Annotated in this window: 20 protein-coding genes and 1 pseudogene; 6 read left to right on the top strand and 15 right to left on the bottom strand. The window is 69.6% G+C overall.

What is annotated here, in order from left to right:
• Window positions 1-19 precede the first annotated feature (19 nt).
• From E1295_RS00695 to E1295_RS00665, 7 genes are all read right to left on the bottom strand, one after another.
• Window positions 20-1,024: an ABC transporter ATP-binding protein gene (locus E1295_RS00695; RefSeq protein WP_132627652.1), complete on the bottom strand. Its 1,005-nt coding sequence runs from the start codon at window positions 1,022-1,024 to the stop codon at window positions 20-22.
• On the bottom strand, window positions 1,021-1,995 hold the full coding sequence (locus E1295_RS00690; RefSeq protein WP_132627651.1) for an ABC transporter ATP-binding protein: 975 nt from the start codon (window positions 1,993-1,995) through the stop codon (window positions 1,021-1,023). The genes E1295_RS00695 and E1295_RS00690 overlap by 4 nt, the downstream gene beginning before the upstream one ends.
• Entirely contained in the window at window positions 1,992-2,873 is an 882-nt protein-coding gene (locus tag E1295_RS00685) for an ABC transporter permease (protein WP_132627650.1), read from the bottom strand. Before E1295_RS00685 ends, E1295_RS00690 begins: the two co-directional genes overlap by 4 nt.
• Entirely contained in the window at window positions 2,870-3,925 is a 1,056-nt protein-coding gene (locus tag E1295_RS00680; RefSeq protein WP_132627649.1) for an ABC transporter permease, read from the bottom strand. The genes E1295_RS00685 and E1295_RS00680 overlap by 4 nt, the downstream gene beginning before the upstream one ends.
• Complete coding sequence (locus E1295_RS00675) at window positions 3,922-5,736, bottom strand: ABC transporter substrate-binding protein (protein WP_132627648.1); 1,815 nt, start codon at window positions 5,734-5,736, stop codon at window positions 3,922-3,924. Before E1295_RS00675 ends, E1295_RS00680 begins: the two co-directional genes overlap by 4 nt.
• 189 nt (window positions 5,737-5,925) lie before the next feature.
• A complete protein-coding gene (locus tag E1295_RS00670) occupies window positions 5,926-7,134 on the bottom strand; it encodes a M50 family metallopeptidase (protein WP_132627647.1) in 1,209 nt (402 codons plus the stop codon).
• Window positions 7,124-8,248 carry a HesA/MoeB/ThiF family protein gene (locus tag E1295_RS00665; protein ID WP_220448482.1) on the bottom strand — a complete coding sequence of 375 codons (1,125 nt, stop codon included), beginning with the start codon at window positions 8,246-8,248 and terminating at the stop codon, window positions 7,124-7,126. The genes E1295_RS00670 and E1295_RS00665 overlap by 11 nt, the downstream gene beginning before the upstream one ends.
• A gap of 562 nt (window positions 8,249-8,810) precedes the next feature.
• Here E1295_RS00665 and E1295_RS00660 point away from each other — a divergent pair.
• The 3 genes from E1295_RS00660 (at window position 8,811) to E1295_RS00650 (ending at window position 11,329) form a co-directional block, all read left to right on the top strand.
• A complete protein-coding gene (locus E1295_RS00660) occupies window positions 8,811-9,353 on the top strand; it encodes a type 1 glutamine amidotransferase domain-containing protein (protein WP_132627646.1) in 543 nt (180 codons plus the stop codon).
• Window positions 9,354-9,514: 161 nt separating this feature from the next.
• Window positions 9,515-11,047, top strand: coding sequence for an amino acid permease (locus tag E1295_RS00655; protein WP_132627645.1), 1,533 nt, complete (start codon window positions 9,515-9,517; stop codon window positions 11,045-11,047).
• A 66-nt stretch (window positions 11,048-11,113) separates the two neighbouring features.
• Window positions 11,114-11,329 carry an antitoxin gene (locus tag E1295_RS00650; protein ID WP_132627644.1) on the top strand — a complete coding sequence of 72 codons (216 nt, stop codon included), beginning with the start codon at window positions 11,114-11,116 and terminating at the stop codon, window positions 11,327-11,329.
• Window positions 11,330-11,335: 6 nt separating this feature from the next.
• On the opposite strand, the gene lipB is transcribed toward E1295_RS00650, so the two are convergent.
• Both lipB and E1295_RS00640 read right to left on the bottom strand, forming a co-directional pair.
• A complete protein-coding gene (lipB, locus tag E1295_RS00645) occupies window positions 11,336-11,971 on the bottom strand; it encodes a lipoyl(octanoyl) transferase LipB (RefSeq protein WP_132627643.1) in 636 nt (211 codons plus the stop codon).
• A 58-nt stretch (window positions 11,972-12,029) separates the two neighbouring features.
• Window positions 12,030-12,272, bottom strand: a complete 243-nt coding sequence (locus E1295_RS00640) for a GntR family transcriptional regulator (protein WP_132627642.1) — start codon at window positions 12,270-12,272, stop codon at window positions 12,030-12,032.
• 136 nt (window positions 12,273-12,408) lie between these two features.
• On the opposite strand from E1295_RS00640, the gene E1295_RS00635 reads away from it, so the two are divergent.
• The 3 genes from E1295_RS00635 (at window position 12,409) to E1295_RS00625 (ending at window position 13,938) form a co-directional block, all read left to right on the top strand.
• Window positions 12,409-12,666, top strand: a complete 258-nt coding sequence (locus tag E1295_RS00635; protein ID WP_132627641.1) for a hypothetical protein — start codon at window positions 12,409-12,411, stop codon at window positions 12,664-12,666.
• 157 nt (window positions 12,667-12,823) lie between these two features.
• Entirely contained in the window at window positions 12,824-13,372 is a 549-nt protein-coding gene (locus E1295_RS00630) for an RNA polymerase sigma factor (RefSeq protein ID WP_181957940.1), read from the top strand.
• The gene (locus E1295_RS00625) at window positions 13,369-13,938 is read left to right on the top strand and encodes a hypothetical protein (RefSeq protein WP_132627640.1); all 570 of its coding nucleotides are present in this window, start codon (window positions 13,369-13,371) and stop codon (window positions 13,936-13,938) included. Before E1295_RS00630 ends, E1295_RS00625 begins: the two co-directional genes overlap by 4 nt.
• Window positions 13,939-14,014: 76 nt before the next feature.
• On the opposite strand, the gene E1295_RS00620 is transcribed toward E1295_RS00625, so the two are convergent.
• The 6 genes and pseudogenes from E1295_RS00620 to E1295_RS00595 form a co-directional block, all read right to left on the bottom strand.
• Entirely contained in the window at window positions 14,015-14,359 is a 345-nt protein-coding gene (locus tag E1295_RS00620) for an NAD(P)-dependent oxidoreductase (RefSeq protein ID WP_246079749.1), read from the bottom strand.
• Window positions 14,360-14,456: 97 nt separating this feature from the next.
• A complete protein-coding gene (locus E1295_RS00615; protein ID WP_132627639.1) occupies window positions 14,457-14,648 on the bottom strand; it encodes a PspC domain-containing protein in 192 nt (63 codons plus the stop codon).
• A 62-nt stretch (window positions 14,649-14,710) separates the two neighbouring features.
• Window positions 14,711-15,220: an HAD domain-containing protein gene (locus E1295_RS00610; protein WP_246079748.1), complete on the bottom strand. Its 510-nt coding sequence runs from the start codon at window positions 15,218-15,220 to the stop codon at window positions 14,711-14,713.
• Window positions 15,220-15,318 (bottom strand): annotated as a pseudogene (locus tag E1295_RS52345) (AraC family transcriptional regulator); the annotation flags it as partial. The gene E1295_RS00610 and the pseudogene E1295_RS52345, both read right to left, overlap by 1 nt.
• A 60-nt stretch (window positions 15,319-15,378) precedes the next feature.
• On the bottom strand, window positions 15,379-16,140 hold the full coding sequence (locus E1295_RS00600) for an ABC transporter ATP-binding protein (protein WP_132627638.1): 762 nt from the start codon (window positions 16,138-16,140) through the stop codon (window positions 15,379-15,381).
• A complete protein-coding gene (locus E1295_RS00595; RefSeq protein ID WP_246079747.1) occupies window positions 16,141-17,070 on the bottom strand; it encodes an ABC transporter ATP-binding protein in 930 nt (309 codons plus the stop codon). It lies immediately after the preceding gene.
• Window positions 17,071-17,076: the final 6 nt, after the last annotated feature.

The raw sequence follows: 17,076 nt of genomic DNA, 5'->3' as shown, positions 1-17,076 counted from the left end.
TCCGCGTAGCCGGCCTCGGCTAGCCGGCGACGTCCGCGTAGTGGCAGGCGGCCTGCGCCACGGGCACGGCCGGCAGGATGTCGAGCAGCTCCGAGCGGCACCTGCCGTCGACCCCGGCCTCGGCCGCCCTGCCGGAGGCGAGCACCTGGCAGCGGGCGTGGAAGCGGCAGCCGCCGGGAATGCGCGTCGGGTCGGGCGGCTCGCCGGTCAGCACCACCCGCTCCGGCGACTCGGGCAGCACCGACATCAGGGCCTGCGTGTACGGGTGGCGCGGCGCGGTCAGCACCTGCTCGACGGGCCCCGACTCGACGATCCTGCCGAGGTACATGACCGCGACCCGGTCGGCGATGTTCCAGGCCAGCCCGAGGTCGTGGGTGACGACCAGCGCCGACAGGCCCAGCTCCTCCCTGAGTTTGAGCATCAGGGCGAGGATCTCGCCGCGTACGGAGGCGTCCAGCGAGGCGACCGGCTCGTCGGCGACCAGCACCTTCGGGTCGAGCGCGAGGGCGCCCGCGATCACGACGCGCTGCCGCTGTCCGCCGGACAGCTCGTGCGGGTAGCGAAGGAAGAACCGCTCGGGCGGCCGCAGCCCGGCTCTGGACAGCGCCGTGGCCACGACGTTCTCCTCGTCGGCCACCCCGTGGATGCGCGGGCCCTCCGCCACCGCCTCGTAGACGGTGTGGCGGGGGTTGAGCGAGCCCGTCGGGTCCTGCAGGACGAGCTGCACCTGCCTGCGGTAGGCCCTGAGCGCCTTGGAGCCGTAGTCGAGCGCGGCACCGCCGTAGCGGACCTCGCCCGAGGTGGGCCGTTCGAGGCCGAGCAGGGTGCGGGCCAGCGTGGTCTTGCCGCAGCCCGACTCGCCGACCAGCGCGACGATCTCGCCCTCGCCGACCGACAGGTTGACGCCGTCGACCGCGCGGGCGCGGCGCCCGCGCGCGACGAACTCCACGTGCAGGTCGCGCGCCTCCAGCAGGCTCGCCCCCGCCGTCGAGACCTTCTCCTCCGTGGCCTGCGTCTCCGTCATGACGCCTCCTCCTTCGCCCTGACGTGTACGCAGGCGGCCGTACGGCGCTCGCCGGCGGGCCACAGCTCCACGTCGAGGGTGGCGCACTCGTCGAGCGCGACCGGGCAGCGCGGGTGGAACGAGCAGCCGGGCGGGAGCTGCATCGGGTCGGGCGGGTCACCGCCGAGGCCCTTCGGCGCGAGCCGCGCGGCCGGGTCGCCCACCGTCGGGAACGCCGCCGCCAGCGCCTTGCTGTAGGGATGCCGGGCGTCGTGGAAGACCTCGCCCGACGGGCCCTGCTCGACGATGCGGCCCGCGTACATCACGGCGAGCCGGTCGCACACGTCGGCGAGGACGGACAGGTCGTGCGAGATCATGATCAGCGAGATGCCCTGCTCCGCGACCAGGTCCTTGATCAGGGTCAGCACCTGGGCCTGCACCATGACGTCGAGCGCGGTGGTCGGCTCGTCGGCGATGATCAGGCGGGGCGAGCAGGCCAGGGCCATCGCGATCATCACCCGCTGCCGCTGCCCGCCGGACAGCTCGTGCGGGTAGCTGCGGGCTCGCCAGGCGGGCAGGCCGACCTGGTCGAGCAGCTCGGCCACGCGCTTGCGGGCCGCCTCGGGCTTGGCCTGGCCGTGGACCAGCAGCGGCTCGGCGATCTGGTCGCCGATCTTGCGCACCGGATTGAGCCCGTGCTGCGCGCCCTGGAACACGATGGAGGCCTCGGCCCACCGTACGGCCCGCATGCGGCCCCACTTCATGGTGAGCACGTCCTCGCCGTCGAGCAGGATCCGGCCTTCGACGCGCGCGTCCCGCGGCAGCAGCCGCAGCAGCGCCATGGCCAGCGTCGACTTGCCGGACCCCGACTCGCCGGCGACTCCGAGTGCCGCTCCGGAGTCGAGCGTCAGCGATACCCCGCGTACGGCCGGCACCTCGCCGGCGGCGATGCGGTAGGTCACCGAGACGTCGTCGAGTTCGAGCACACTCATGCGCCCCTCCTCAGCCGGGGGTTGAGCACGGCCTCCAGGGCCCGGCCGACCAGGGTGAACGCCATGACGACGGCGAGGATGGCCAGGCCGGGGATGAGGATGTACCACCAGGCGCCCTCGTTGGCAGCGCCGAAGTCGTACGAGCCGCGAAGCATGGTCCCCCACGAGGTCTTGTTGGCCGAGGCGCCGAGGAAGGCCAGCGTCGACTCGGTCACGATGGCGCTGGCCACCTCCAGCGTGGTGCTGGCCAGCAGCAGCGGCGCCACGTTGGGCAGCACGTGGCGCGTCGTGATGTGCCAGTGGCCGGCGCCGAGCGCCTTGGAGCGCTCGATGTACGGCCTGGACTCCACGGCCAGCGTCTGCGCCCTGATCAGCCGGGCGGTCGACGGCCAGGTGGTGATGCCGATGGCCATGATGATCGTGAACGTGCTGCCGCCCAGGATGGCCGCCAGCACCAGGGCGGTGACCAGCGAGGGCAGGACGAGGAACCAGTCGGTGACGCGCATGAGCACGGCGCCGAGCCATCCGCGGAAGTGGCCGGCGGCGATGCCGACGACCATGCCGATCACGATGCTCAGCACGGCGGCGAGGAAGCCGATGAGCAGCGACGTGCGCGAGCCCCACCAGACCATCAGCAGGATCGAGCGGCCGGACTCGTCGGTGCCGAACGGGAAGGCCAGGCTGGGCGCGTCGAAGTCTTCCCCGGTGGTGTCGACGACGCTGGTCACGCTCTCGTCGATGAACAGCGGCGCGATCAGCGCGAGCACCACGGAGACGACGAGCACGGCCATGCCGGCGACGCCGGCCCGGTGGGTGCGGAAGTCGGCCCAGAAGCGGCTCAGCGCCTGCCGCCTGCGGGTCGCCGCGACGCTCGTCATGCCGACCTCACTCTCGGGTCGAGCACGTGGTAGACCACGTCGGCCAGGGTGTTCATGACGATCACCGCCACCGTGATCAGCAGGAACGTGCCCTGCATGAGCGTGAAGTCGGGCACGCTGATCGCCTCGTAGAACAGCTGGCCGAGCCCCGGCCAGGTGTAGATCGTCTCGACGGTGACCGCGCCGCCGACCACGAAGCCGACGCGCATGAACACCAGCGTCACCGTGGGCAGCAGGGCGTTGGGCACCGCGTGGCGGCGGCGTACGTCGTCGTCGCGCAGCCCCTTGGCCCTGGCCACGGTCACGTAGTCCTGGCTGACCTCCTCCAGCAGCGACGAGCGCATGACCAGGAGGTATTGGGCGTAGACCACGGCGACCAGCGTCAGGCACGGGAGCACCATGTGGGAGGCCACGTCGAGCACGTACGCGAACCCGTCGGGCGCGTCCACGCTCTCGATGCCGCGGAAGGGGAAGATGCCGGGGATCGGCCCGATGCCCACCCCGAACACCATCATGAGCAGCAGCCCGAGCCAGAACGTCGGCACCGACCACAGCAGCAGCGACGTGCCGGTGGAGAAGCGGTCGAACGCGCTGCCGCTGCGCCAGCCGGCCCGCGTGCCCTGCCAGATGCCGAGGCTGACCGCGATGACCAGGCCCGTGCCGGCGAGCAGCAGGGTCGGGCCGAGCCGCTCGCCGATCAGGTCGAGGACGGGCCGCTTGTACTCGTACGACATGCCGAGGTCGAGGCGGAGCGTGTCGCCGACGAACTGGAAGAACTGCTCGATCAGCGGCTTGTCCAGGCCGAGCCGGCTGCGTTCGAGGTCGAGCTGGGCCGGGGTCATGTTGCGGCCCTGCGCCAGGCTGCGTACGGGGTCGCCGGGCAACATCCGGAACAGGAAGAACGTGCCGACGATCACCATGGCGATGCTGAACAGCGCCCCACCGGCCTTGGACAGCGCGTAGCGCAGCGTGCCGCGGCGGGTGGAGCGCCCGTCACCAGGGCCCGCCGCCTGCGCGGCGGCGGGCTCTGCTGCTTCGAGCGGAGTTGTCATTCGCGCTCGTCTGCGACGCTCTTGCGCCGCCTGCTCAGGAGGAACGCGCCTACACCGATGACGACCACGGCGCCGACGATACCGGCGATGACGCCGGTGTTGGAACCGCCGTCGCCGCTCCCGCCGCTTGCCCCGGGCGCCTTGACGTCGACGGTGTAGAACGGCCAGTAGCCGCTGCCGCCGTAGAGCAGGCCCTTGTCCTCGGGGATGGGGGTGATGCTGGTGATGCGGTCCTTGCGGTAGCCCTCGAGGTCGTTCGTGTAGTAGATCGCGATGACCGGAGCGTCGGTGTAGAGGCGCTCCTGCATCTGCTTGATGATCTCGGCGCGCTTGGGCCGGTCGAGCTCCTGCAGTTGCTCCTTGTAGAGCTTCTCGAAGGTCTCGTCACAGTAGAACGACTCGGTGCCGCCGCCCTCGCCGTCCTTGGTGGGCCGGCGCGAGCACAGGTGCGTGGCCAGCACCTCCTCGGGGTCGGGGTTGACCGACCAGCCGCTGATCGCGATGTCGAACAGACCGGTGTAGCCCGTCTCTTCCGTGAACTTGCTGGATTCGAGCTTCTTGGTGGTCAGCGTGATGCCGATCTCCTTGAAGAAGCCGGTCAGGTATTCGGCGAGCTTGTCCTCGAGCGGGGTGTCGGTGTGGATGCTGAAGCGGAACTCCAGCTTGCGGTCGCCGTCGGGCATCGTACGGACGCCGTCGGAGCCCTTCTTGTAGCCGGCGTCGTCGAGGATCTGGTTGGCCCTGGCCGGGTCGTAGGTGACCTTGGTGTCGCCGGTGGCCTCCCAGAAGAAGTCCTTGTACATCGGCGGCACGATCGAGCCGTCGGCGGGCTTGGCCAGGCCGTCCCACACCTCGTCGACCAGCTTCTGCTTGTCGATCGCGTAGTGCAGCGCCTGGCGCACCTTGACGTCCTTCAGCGCGGGGTGGCCGTCGCCGACGGGCTTGTCGTCGGTGGTGGTGGCGCCGTGGTTGATCTGCAGGTAGCTCGCCCGGCGGCCGTCGGTGTTCCACGCCTCGATGTTGGGGTCGTTCTGGATGGCCTTGAACTCCGGCGGGTCCAGCCGGCCGATCAGGTCGATCTCGCCCTTCTGCAGCGCGGCGATCGCGGCCTGGGGGTTGTCGTAGAAGATGACCTGCAGCTCGTCGACCTTGGCCTTGCCCCGCCAGTAGTTGGGGTTGGCCTGCAGCTTGACGTACTGGTCCTTCTTGTGCTCGGTCGCGAAGTACGGGCCGCTGCTCACCGTGGGGTACACCTCGGCGTCGTGGTTGGCCATGTCGGTGACCGACTCCCAGACGTGCTTGGGCATGATCGGGACCGGGTTCTCCAGCATGGACGCCTGCGGCGACTTGAGCTTGATCGTCAGTTCCTGGCCGTTGGCCGTGACGCTCTCGAAGTTCTCCACGGCCGGGCCGTTGGCCGTCTTGGCCGCCTCGTCCGTCATGATCTTGTTGAACGTCCAGGCGGCGTCCTCGGCCGTGATCGGCTTGCCGTCGGACCACTTGGCCTCGCGGATCTTGAACGTCCACGTACGGCCGTCCTCCGACGCCTCCCACGACTCGGCCAGGTCGGCGCTGGGCTGGAGCGTCTTGGAGTCGGGAACCGTGAGGAAGCCGTACATCCAGCGGTGGATCGACGTGGAGACCAGGCGGACGGCCAGGAACGGGTTCATGGAGTCCATGGACTGCGTGGCGCCGACGCGAACGATCTTCTTCCCCGCCGTCGGTTCCTGAGCAAGGGCCGTCGTCGTCCCCTGACCTGCCACTAGTAGCGCGACGCCCAGCGCAGCCAGGCGTGCGAGCCATTTCCTCATATGTGCCTCACCTTCAGGCGGGGGGTTCCTGTGTAGAGAAAGGCACACCATACGAAGACCGCGTGTCAACGCATGGCGGAAAATTGTTTCAGTCCTGTTTCCTTGGGCGGTGTAAATTTTCAACCCGGCCCGGCTTCCCGCCGTGACCTGCCCAGCTTACGACCCGCCCGCGTACGCCGGCCCCCTCGATCAGGAGGCCCGCTCCTTCCTGAGACGCAGCCAGTTCATGATCCCCGATCGCTTGCGTTTCCAGAACGCGGTCGCCCACAGCACCTGGCCGATCACGATCGCGCCCAGGACGACCGCCGCGTCCACCATGGCCGCGCCCGACCCGCCGGACAGCAGGGTCCCCACGGATCTCGCGACGAGAGGTACGGCGACCGGGAGAGTGATCGTCAGCGAGACGCCCACGCACACGACCGATCCGATCGCCACGAACACCGAGTAGGCCCTGACGACGTACCGCTCGCGACGCGGAAGGGCGCCGGACGGGTCGGCCGCCGGTCCGCGGCGTAGCCGCGCCCACAGGTAGGCGAGGAACGCGGTCGCGTCCCCGAAGAGGTTGCGGCACCCGAACAGGTCCTGGACCACGAAGTAGACATCCGTACGCATGAAGGCGAAGAACTGCGGGACGATCAGCATGACCTGTGCGAGGAACACCACGGTGCCGAGGAAGGCCAGCGGCGGTGCGCCGAACAGGACCGCGATCAGGCCGACGGTCGCCAGTGTCACGTTCACCGCGATCCCGGACAGATAGACGGCGAGCCGCTCCCGGCGGCCCGCGTGCCAGATCCCGCTGACGTCCGTCTCGACCACCAGGAACTGCAGCCGGGTGCCCAGCCGCATCCGCCCCGGCACGTCACAGGCCCTCGCGGTGAGGAGATGCGCCAGCTCATGGACGAAGATCGAGGCCCAGATGGTGCCGAGCTGGGCCAGCAGAATGACGCTGCCCCGCTCGACGGCCAGCAGGTCGGAAGGCATCGGCATCCGGTCGGCGTGGCTCACCAGCAGGACGAGCCCGCCCAGGTTCCACACCCCGACGACGACCCACAGCCAGCGAGCCATCAACCACCGTACGTGCCTGCTCGTCAGCCGGGGAAGCCAGGACGGCGGCACCGGCGCGGCCTCGTCACCCGCTCTGACGAATCCGTACCGGGTCAGCGCCTCGACGAACGCGTCCACGTCGACGTCGCGCCCCGTCTCGGCCAGCAACCTGTCGTGCACCGCCGTGGTGGTCAGCTTCTCGCCCAGGAGGTCGATGACGCGCTTGCCGTCCTCGGGGACCGCGATGAACCTGCCGGTGTCGATCCGGCCGACCACCCATTCGTCCCGCTCACGGCGGCAGCTCAGGTCGTGGAGCTCGACGGTACGCCCGTCGAGCACGTCCTCAGCGTTCATGGGTCTCATCGGGCCCACCGCCGCCGCAAACGTCGCACCGCTCCCCGTCCGCACCGCTCGCGGACAGAGCGAACGCGTGATCCATGACCATCAGGTTGTGGGCATAGATGCGATTGGCCGGTATCGGCGGCGCCCCGGTGATGACGCTGAGCGCCAGATGGGCGAGCAGGCCGCCCGAGACCATCGCCGACACCGCGTTGGCCGCGTTCACGGGGTCGGTGCTCTTCCCCGGCTCCCATTCCGCCACGACATCGCGTCCCGCGCGCCGTTCGGTCTGCCTGCGCTGCACGCAGGCATAGCAGGGGCCGGTTCCCGGCAGGAAGACACCGCACGACACCTGCGGGCCGTGATAGCCGCCGTGCACCCACGGCGTGCCCGTGGCCAGGCAGGCTTCGTTCGCCCAGTATCTGATCTCGTCCGGCCGGTCGGCCGAGAGGACCAGCACGTCGAACCCGCCGGCTATCTGCTTGAGATCGTCCGGCCCGTTGACCGAACGCCGCTCGCCGGAGACCGCGACGGCCGAGTTGCGCGCGCGGAGTTGTTCGACCGCCACCTCGACCTTGCTCCGGCCGATGTCGGACTCCGTGTAGATGATCTGCCTGTTCAGGTTGGACAGCTCGACGACGTCCGGCTCGACGCAATGGACGTGCCCCACGCCGGACATCGTCAGTGCCGCCGCCGCGGCGGCTCCGGTGCCTCCCACCCCGACGACCACGGCCCGGGCGGAGCGCAGGCGCTCCTGCGCATGCCAGGGAGAGCTCCTCGGCGACTTGTCGACCCAGGAGAAGAAGGCGCGCCCCCGGTCGTACCGATCGCGCTCGGCCTGGGTCAGGTTCTCCGCGAGGTCCGGGTCGGCGTCCTCGACATGCCCCGCGGCGGCCAGAGTGTCGATGACCGAGGCGGTCACCTTTTCGTCGGCGCCGGTCTCCGCCATGCGCGCGACGAGTTCTTCCCTCGTTCGTGTGCCGTCCATCTCGTTGAGCAACGCCCACACCCGATGCTCCGGATCATTGAATTCGGAAGCCAGTCCGAAAACGATCCCGCCAATGCTGACCCGGCCGCCGGCCAGCAATCTCGGGCGATGCGTATATTTGATTCTCGGATATTTCATCATGCTCCCGAACGCGTTATCCGGACGACGGCGGGCTCCGCTCTTCCCCAGGCGCCGCCCGCCGTCGATCACCGAGCGTGGACCCGGCGCCGCCCATCGGGCCGCGGCGCTACCGCGGCCCGAAGAGGCGGCCCGACATCGTCAGCTGGGGATATCGCAGTTGTCACACAGCACGGTGGTCTCGATCTGGTCGAGCTCGCGGATCTCGATGCTCTGCACGTTCTTCACCTCCCTACCGTCGAGCCGGGACAGAACGTCGCGGCGCTCAGCCGCAGCCGTTGTAGTCCGGGTCGCAAAGAACGGTCGTCTCCACGCGGTCGAGCTCGCGGATCTCGATGGTCATCGCCTTCACCTCCCCCCTGTACGCCTGCGGCCTCCATAAGAAAGCCGGCCGCTCCGGCATGACTTTCCCGACATTAGAGCCCCCCATTATGAATGCGCTTTAATTCCGGCTTCGAAGCCGTGGCACCGCGTCCGGAGGCCCCGCCCTCCACAAGGTGAAGACGCATACATGGGAACCACCCGGATAGGGGGAAGGAAACAGCCGGATCAAGGGGGAGATCACATGATGCAGGGCAAGACCATCGCGTTCCTGGTCGCTCCTGAGGGGGTCGAGCAGGTCGAGCTCACCGAGCCGTGGAAGGCGGTCAAGCAGGCGGGCGGCACGCCCAGGCTGATCTCCACCGCGCCCGGCCAGATCCAGGCGTTCAACCACCTGGACAAGGCCGACACGTTCGCCGTGGACGACACGGTCGACAACGTCGACGTGGGCGCCTTCGACGGCCTGCTGCTGCCCGGCGGCGTGGCGAATCCCGACTTCCTGCGTACGGTGCCGCAGGCCGTGCAGTTCGCCCGGTCGTTCTTCGACGCGGGCAAGCCGGTGGCGTCGATCTGCCACGCGCCGTGGACCCTGGTCGAGGCGGACGTCGTACGCGGCCGCACGCTGACGTCCTGGCCGAGCTTGCAGACGGACCTGCGCAACGCCGGCGCCACGTGGGTGGACCAGGAGGTCATGATCTGCACCGACGGGCCGAACACGCTGGTCACCAGCCGCAAGCCGGATGACCTGAAGGCCTTCTGCCAGGCCGCGACCGACGCGTTCGGGTAACAGGCACAAGCCGCCGCGGAGGGAGGGCGCCGAGCCGGGCGCCCTCCCTCCGGCATGGAGTGAGCGGTTCGAAACCATGCCGTGACGCCTTGTCCCCTGGCGAGAAATGGTCTAGATGTAGACCAAATGGAGCGTCCTCCGTGCCCCCCAGGGAGACCTCAATGACCGCTGAAGAGGATTCCAGGCGACTCGCCGAACTCGGCTACAAGCAGGAGCTGGCCCGCACCTGGAGCGGATTCTCGAACTTCGCCATCTCGTTCTCGATCATCTCCATCCTCGCCGGCTGCTTCACCACCTTCGGACAGGCCTGGAACAACGGCGGCCCCATCGCCATCTCCTGGGGCTGGCCGCTGATCTCCGTCTTCATCCTGATCATCGGCTTCTGCATGTCGGAGCTGGTCTCCGCGTACCCGACGGCGGGCGGCATCTACTGGTGGGCCGCCAAGCTGGGCAAGCCGATCCACGGCTGGTTCACCGGGTGGCTCAACCTGATCGGCCTCATCGCCGTCACCGCCTCCGTCGACTACGGCTGCGCGACGTTCCTCAACATCACCATCAACCGGCTGACCGGCGGCGCATGGGAGGCCACGCTCCCCCACGCGTTCCTGCTGTTCGTGATCGTCCTCGCGCTGCACGCCCTCATCAACATCTTCAGCCACCGGCTCATCTCGCTGCTGCAGAACGTCTCGGTCTGGTGGCACGTCGCGGGCGCCGCCATCATCGTCGCCATCCTGATCTTCGCGCCCGACGACCACCAGTCACTCGGCTTCGTCTTCGGCGGCACGAACGACAACTCGGGCTTCGGCACCGGCTCGGAAGGACTGCCCTTCTGGCTGTACGTGCTGCCGCTCGGCTTCCTGCTCACCCAGTACACGATCACCGGTTTCGACGCCTGCGCCCACGTGTCGGAGGAGACACAGGGCGCGGCCACCAGCGCGGCCCGCGGGCTGTGGCAGTCGATCTTCTACTCGGCCATCGGCGGGTGGATCCTGCTGCTGTCGTTCCTGTTCGCCGCGACGAACGTGGACGCGCTCAACGAACAGGGAGGCTTCGTCGGCGCCATCTTCGAGACGGCCCTGTCGTCCCCGCTCGCCACCGCGATCTTCGCGATCTCCACCATCGGCCAGTTCTTCTGCGGCATGAGCTGCGTGACGTCGATGTCGCGGATGACGTACGCGTTCGCGCGGGACGGCGCGATCCCCGGCTGGCGACTGTGGTCGCGGGTCGACCGCAACCGCACTCCCGTCAACGCCATCCTCGGCGGCTGCCTCACCGCCGCCCTCATCACCCTGCCCGCCCTCTACGCCCCTCCCGGCCTGACCACGCCGGTCGCCTTCTACGCCGTCGTGTCGATCGCCGTCATCGGGCTCTACCTGGCCTTCCTCATCCCGATCTGGCTGCGTCTGCGCATGGGCGACGCCTTCACCCCCGGCCCGTGGACGCTCGGCCGGAAGTACAAGGTGCTGTGCTGGATCGCCTGCGTCGAGATCGCCGTCGTCTCGATCTACTTCATCATGCCGTTCTCGCCCGAGGGCGTGCCCGGCAACCCGGACTTCACGTGGACGTCGGTGAACTACGCGCCGATCGCGGTGGGGGTGGTGCTGATCGGGATCGCGCTGTGGTGGGTGCTGTCGGCCCGCCACTGGTTCACCGGGCCCCGCCGCACGGTCGACGACGAGGTCCCCACCCCCTGACGATCGACGTGGGTACGGCTCACGCGGGCCGTACCCACGTGCTTGGATTGCGCCAACATGTCGTGCATGGCGACGCCCTACATCCGCGATGTCCCCGAACCGGTCGCCGAGGCGTTCAAGGAGCGTGCGGCGGAGGTCGGCATGTCCCTGTCGGCCTACGTCGCCAGGGAGCCGGCCGATATCACCAACGTCGAGATAGTCGGGCGCCTGAAGGCGCGAGATCGCTCACAAGGGCCTTCGACCGCCGACATTCTCGAAGCCGTCACGGATGGCAGGCGGTGATCCCGGTCAGGAGGCTTCGAAGGCCGTGGCCACGGCCGCGCGGACGTCGGCCATCGAGGCCTCGCCCAGTTCCCGCTTGAGCGAGGTCATGTCCACGTCGGGCATGCCGCAGGCGATCGCCCAGTTCCACGGCGACAGGTCGCCCTCCACGTTGAGCGCGAACCCGTGGCTGGTGACGCCCCGGCTCTGCCGCATCCCGATAGAGATGATCTTGCGGCCGGTCTCGGCGGTCCAGACACCCGTGAGCAGCTCGGAGCCGGGCGGCGTGTCACGGCGCTCGGCCGGCAGGCCCAGCTTGCCCAGCGCCTCCACCAGCCGCAGCTCCACCTCGCGAACGTAGTCGACGATGCCCTGGTCGTCGTCGAGCTTGACGATCAGGTAGCCGACGAGCTGGCCGGGCCCGTGGTAGGTGAGCTGCCCGCCCCGCCCGGTCTCCACCACGGGGATGCCGCGCGTCGGGTCGGGCAGGTGGTCGAGCGGGGTGCGGCGGCCGACCGTGTAGACGGAGGGGTGGCTCAGCAGCCAGAGTGTGTCCGGTCGTTCGTCGCGCTGGCGCTGCCCGACCAGGTCGGTCATGCGCTCCATAGCCTTGTCGTAGTCGACGAGCTCATCCTCGATGAGCGTCAGCGGCCTAGCCCTCATGGTTTCGAGGATATGCCGCCTTCCGGAGGTGCGGGACGCCGCCCCGGCCCGTGCGGGATCACGTCTTCGGCCTCTCCGCCACGAACAGCCCACGACCCGGCGCAGTGATCAGAAGGCCCTCCACTTTGAGCACGTCGAGCGCCTTCTTCACGGTGTTCCGCGACAGACCGGTCATGTCTTCGAGTTCCGTCTGGGACGGCACCTTCCGGCCGGGCTGGAACTCTCCGGACTTGATCCGTGCACGCAGAGCGTCCGCGAGCTGCAGGTAGGGCGCTTGCAGCCCTTCCGGGTCGATTTTCACGACCCGTAGGCTAGGCGGCCAGGTCAGGGTCAAGATAGGCAGGGCCAGCCCTGACCAGCCGTGGCCGGGTTACGTAGACTGCTGCTCGTCCACCCGGACCTCCGGACCACGCATATCGCGTCAGGAGATATGACTCATGGCCGAGCTTTCCGACTTCCACGGCCCGCATATCGGTCCCTATCGGGCCGACGCCGAGCTGGTCGACTGGCGCAATCCGCACCCGCGCTTCGAGCGAGTGCGGATCATGCGGCACACCTGCGACTGCAGGGCACGCGTCCTGGAGCTCTGCACGGCCTCAGGGCTGGCCTGGGTACGCAGGACCGACCGGATGGGGGCCGGTTCGCTGGTGCGGGAGAGCCATCCAGGAAACGTGGACATCGCCGAGAAACTCTGAACGAAGCTCCTCGACGGTCGGGCCGGATAGACGCCGTCGTCGCGTCCGAAGTCGGCGCCGTTGCGGGACGACAGACGTACCGGCAACAACCAGGCTTGTAACCCTTCGGCCACTTCTCACCAAGCAGGGGTGTCAATCGACGAAGGGAGCATGGCCGGTGCGTCGCAAACAGGCGAAGATCGCCACAGATCCTGTGGCTTTCGAGGCCTTCTACCGGCGACATGTCGATGCCGTCACCCGGTTCCTCGCCCGCCGCGTCGACGACCCGCACACGGTCGCCGATCTGGTGGCCGAGGTGTTCATCGCGGTGCTCGACTCGGCTCACACCTACCGGGCCGACCTGGGTTCGGAGATCGCGTGGTTGTACGGCGTGGCCCGTAACACGATCTCCGCCGAGCGGCGACGGGTCTATCGGGAGCACCGGTTATCGGACCGGCTGAACGGACGCCGGCAACTGGCCGCCGACGACGTCGCCCGGCTCGAAGAACGGATCGACGCGGAGCGGGATGCCAGGCACGCCCTGGCGGCCGTGGAGGAACTGCCGGAAGGGGAGCGCGCCATGCTGGAGCTGGTCGCCATCGACCAGCTCACGGTCACCGAGGCGGCGCAGGCCCTCGGCATCCGCCAGGGCGCCGCCAAGGTACGCCTGCATCGTGCCCGCCGGACGCTACGCCACCTGTCCTTCGTCATGGATGGAGCCCGTTGAACTTCGAGGAGCAACTGCTGATGGACCTGAAGACCGAGATCGCCACCCGCGCCGACCGGCGTCGCCGCGTCATCCGTACGCGGTCCGTCCTGGCGACGGCGGCGATGGCCGCCGCGGCGGCGATCGCCGTACCCCTGCTGACCGGCACCGGGACGCCCGCGTACGCCGTGAGCACGAACAGCGACGGCACGATCAGCGTGGACATCAACGAGTTCAGGGACGCCGACAAGCTGGAGGGCGACCTGAAGGAGGCCGGCGTCCTCGCCGACGTCAGTTACGTGCCGATCGACAAGCAGTGCGAGCCGGGCCGCGGAGAGGTGGTCGGCGGGGAGCCGACCGGCCTCGATGATTTCCGCGACTCCGTGAGCTACAAGGCCGCCCGCGTCCGGACCGGCGGGGTGAACATCGATCCCGGCTACGTCGGCAAGGGTCAGACCCTGGTGCTGGAGTTCGCCGAGAACAAGGAGAGCGGGGAGGGCCCGGTCGTCACCGCCCGCTTCAAGCCGCTGGTGATGACCGGGCCGGTCAAGCCCTGCACCCTCGTCGACTGGAACCCCGCGGGGTAGGGGCACCCGCCAAGGGAACCGCCTCCAAGGGAGGGGCCGAGGGGTTCCGGCCCGGCGCAGGTCCACGCCCGGCGGGTCAGGCCCGCTGGGCGTGGGCCAGTGCCGAAGAGGTCCGGCAGCCGACGATCGCCGGAGCCTCGTGGACCAGGGCGTCGTTGACGAGCGCCTCCACCATGAAGAGGGCGAAGTCCACGCGGCGGGTGCGGTTGGCGGCGAGGATCGGGTCGCCGACGTGCCGGCTCCACACCGGCAGCCCCTGGCTCTCGCCCTCTTCCAGGTCGCTGCCCCGCACGACGGTCCAGCGGGTGTCGCTGGCGAACACCCTGCGGCACGCCTCCACCTGGTCGTCGATGTCGCCCACGCGGGCCAGCCGGGCGAGCATCTGATCCTCGACGGCCTCGACCGGCTGCCCCGCCAGCACGGCACACCGCAGGACTGACGCGCCCGCTCAGGCGGGGGCGGCGAGAAGCGGCGGGCCCACGGTCCGGATGGACGGCGGGCCCGGCGCCGCCTGTGCGCTAGGCCGGACGGTAGCCCTTCGGCTCCTCCGGGACGAGGATCCACATCGCCACGTAGACCACCCAGAGCGGCCCCGGGATGAGCGAGAGCAGTAGCCAGAGGATCCGGACAAGGGTGGGAGGAAGGCCCATCTTGTCGGCGAGACCGCCGCAGACGCCGGCCAGAATCCTGTGCTCTCTTGAGCGGTACATGCTGTGCCTCCGTGTGGTTACGACCTACCCGTACAACGACCGATCGGCTCGGCGGACTCCCGTCAGGAACCCTGAGAAAACCCTGTAAGGGTGAGCCACTCCTCCGCCATGCCCAGATGTCGCCTGGTCAGGCCACGCATCGGGTCCACGTGGATGAGCAGGAAGTCGGTCAGTCCCTGACGCACCCTGAGGTAGTCCTCATCCTCTGCCCACACCTGGTCGTCGAACCACACGAACGGCCGTCGCCCGGCGTAGGCGGCCACGTGCGGGGTCTTGAACATCTCACCGTGCTCGCTCGGAGGCTCGGGCGGCAGCGGGATGACGGGCAGGGAGGGCAGGCCGATCCTGGGCGCGATCCACTCGTTGGCGTGCTGCTCCCACGTCGTCGCCCAGACCAGCTCGGACCCGGTGGCGATGGCCAGGTCGAGCAGCCCGCGCCCGTGCCTGGGGTTGAGATGCACGGTGTAGACCTCGCCCCCGACCGTGCACCGGTAGCGCCGGTAGTCGGGCGTCGGCCGGCCCATCGGGTTGAGCACGCCGTCGACGTCGAGCAGCAGCAGCGGCTTCACCACGGGGCCTCATCCCCGGCGCGCGGCGACCAGGGCGGATCGGGGACCGGGCGGACCCCACGGGCACGCGGGCCGTCGAGAAGCGCCGCGAGCAGGTCCATGGGTCAGACGATCGCATAGGGGGTTGCGCATCTCAACCGCGGACAACTGTCCGAATGCCGTCAGCGTACGACCTTGGCCGGGTCCCAGCCCGGCCGGGGCACCGAGTCGAGCAGCAGCCTGGTGTAGGGATGTTCGGGCTCGGCCAGCACCCGCGCGACCGGCCCCCGCTCGACCACCACCCCCCGGTGCAGGACGAGCGTGTCGTCGCACAGGTGCCGCACCACGGCCAGGTCGTGGCTGACGAACAGCAGGGCGACGCCCGAGTCGCGGCGCACCTGTGCGAGCAGTTCGAGGATCTGCGCCTGGATCGACACGTCGAGCGCGGCCACCGCCTCGTCCAGCACCAGCACCGCCGGCTCGACGGCCAGCGCTCTGGCGATGGCCAGGCGCTGACGCTGCCCGCCGCTGAGCTGGTGGGGCCGCGCCTCCGCCTCGCGGGCGCCCAGCCCGACCTGGTCGAGCAGCTCGCCTGCGCGCGAGCGGTCCTTACCGTGCAACCTGAGCGCGGTACGCAGGCACTCGGCCGCGGTGAGCCGGGGGTCGAGGGAGACGTACGGGTCCTGGAACACCATCTGGATCTCGCGGGCCCTGCGCAGCCTGGCGGCCCGGCCGCGTTCCCTGGCGGTGCGTTCCCTGCCGTCGACGGTGATCGTGCCCGAGTCGGGGGCGACCAGGCCGACGAGCATGCGGGCGATCGTGGTCTTGCCCGACCCCGACTCCCCCACCAGGCCCAGCGAACCCCCGGGGGCCAGCTCGAAGGAGACGTCGGCGGCGGCCACCGCGCCGTCGTACGACTTGCACAGAGCATGTACGGCGAGCATTCAGACCTCCACCAGACGGCAGGCGGCCGAGCCGCCGGGCACGGTCACGGGCCGCGGCCGCCACTCCTCGCAGGCGCCGGTGGCGTGCGGGCACCGGGGCGCGAAGGGGCAGCCGGTGAACGTGTCGTCCAGCGAGGGCGGCCGGCCGGGGATGGGACGGATCGGGCGGGGGTCGTCGAGTTCGGGCGTGCAGGCCAGCAGCCCAGCGGTGTAGGGGTGGCGCGGGTCGTCGAACAGTTCCTTGGCGGGCCGCGACTCGACGATCGTGCCCGCGTACAGCACGTTCACGCGGTCGCAGAAGGCGGCGGCCAGGTGCAGGTCGTGGGTGATGAACACCATGCCGAGCTCCCGTTCGGCCTGTACGCGGCGCAGCAGCGCGAGCGTCTCGGCCTGGGTGGTGACGTCGAGGGCGCTGGTCGCCTCGTCGGCGAGGAGCAGCGCCGGGTCGGCGGCCAGCGCGGCGGCGATGACCACGCGCTGCAACATGCCGCCCGACAGCTCGTGCGGGTACTGCCGCATGTGCCGCTCGGGTTCGCGCAGGCCGACCGCGGCCAGGAGCTCCAGCGCCCGCGCGCGGGCCTCGGCCTTGGGCCGGCCGAGCGTGAGCACCATGCGCTCGGTGAGGAAGTCGCCGATCCTGCGGACCGGGTTGAGCGACGAGCGCGGGTCCTGATAGATCATCGACACCTGGCCGGCGCGCAGGTCGCGCAGCGCGTCCGGGCCCATCGTGAGCACGTCGTCGCCGGAGACCAGCACCCGCCCCGACACCGCCGAGTGCTGCGGCAGCAGGCGCAGCACGGCGCGGGCGAGGGTGGACTTGCCGGAGCCCGACTCGCCGACCAGGCCGACGATCTCGCCCCTGCCGACGGTGAGCGAGACGTCGGCGAGGATCGGGCGCCGCCCGCCCGCCTCGATCGTCAGTCCTTCCACGGAAAG

Source organism: Nonomuraea mesophila, assembly GCF_004352805.1.
In the GTDB taxonomy this organism is placed as follows: Bacteria; Actinomycetota; Actinomycetes; order Streptosporangiales; family Streptosporangiaceae; genus Nonomuraea; species Nonomuraea longispora.
Note: the sequence above shows the minus strand (reverse complement) of the source record. Positions and strands in the feature narration are given on the sequence as shown.

Coding starts and splice junctions, on each gene's coding strand:
- lipB (WP_132627643.1), bottom strand. CDS start 11,971: ATGAGGGCTAGGCCGCTGACGCTCATCGAGGATGAGCTCGTCGACTAC.
- E1295_RS00650 (WP_132627644.1), top strand. CDS start 11,114: ATGGCGACGCCCTACATCCGCGATGTCCCCGAACCGGTCGCCGAGGCG.
- E1295_RS00665 (WP_220448482.1), bottom strand. CDS start 8,248: ATGATGAAATATCCGAGAATCAAATATACGCATCGCCCGAGATTGCTG.
- E1295_RS00615 (WP_132627639.1), bottom strand. CDS start 14,648: ATGTACCGCTCAAGAGAGCACAGGATTCTGGCCGGCGTCTGCGGCGGT.
- E1295_RS00655 (WP_132627645.1), top strand. CDS start 9,515: ATGACCGCTGAAGAGGATTCCAGGCGACTCGCCGAACTCGGCTACAAG.
- E1295_RS00685 (WP_132627650.1), bottom strand. CDS start 2,873: ATGACGAGCGTCGCGGCGACCCGCAGGCGGCAGGCGCTGAGCCGCTTC.
- E1295_RS00660 (WP_132627646.1), top strand. CDS start 8,811: ATGATGCAGGGCAAGACCATCGCGTTCCTGGTCGCTCCTGAGGGGGTC.
- E1295_RS00675 (WP_132627648.1), bottom strand. CDS start 5,736: ATGAGGAAATGGCTCGCACGCCTGGCTGCGCTGGGCGTCGCGCTACTA.
- E1295_RS00680 (WP_132627649.1), bottom strand. CDS start 3,925: ATGACAACTCCGCTCGAAGCAGCAGAGCCCGCCGCCGCGCAGGCGGCG.
- E1295_RS00670 (WP_132627647.1), bottom strand. CDS start 7,134: ATGAACGCTGAGGACGTGCTCGACGGGCGTACCGTCGAGCTCCACGAC.
- E1295_RS00695 (WP_132627652.1), bottom strand. CDS start 1,024: ATGACGGAGACGCAGGCCACGGAGGAGAAGGTCTCGACGGCGGGGGCG.
- E1295_RS00635 (WP_132627641.1), top strand. CDS start 12,409: ATGGCCGAGCTTTCCGACTTCCACGGCCCGCATATCGGTCCCTATCGG.
- E1295_RS00600 (WP_132627638.1), bottom strand. CDS start 16,140: ATGCTCGCCGTACATGCTCTGTGCAAGTCGTACGACGGCGCGGTGGCC.
- E1295_RS00690 (WP_132627651.1), bottom strand. CDS start 1,995: ATGAGTGTGCTCGAACTCGACGACGTCTCGGTGACCTACCGCATCGCC.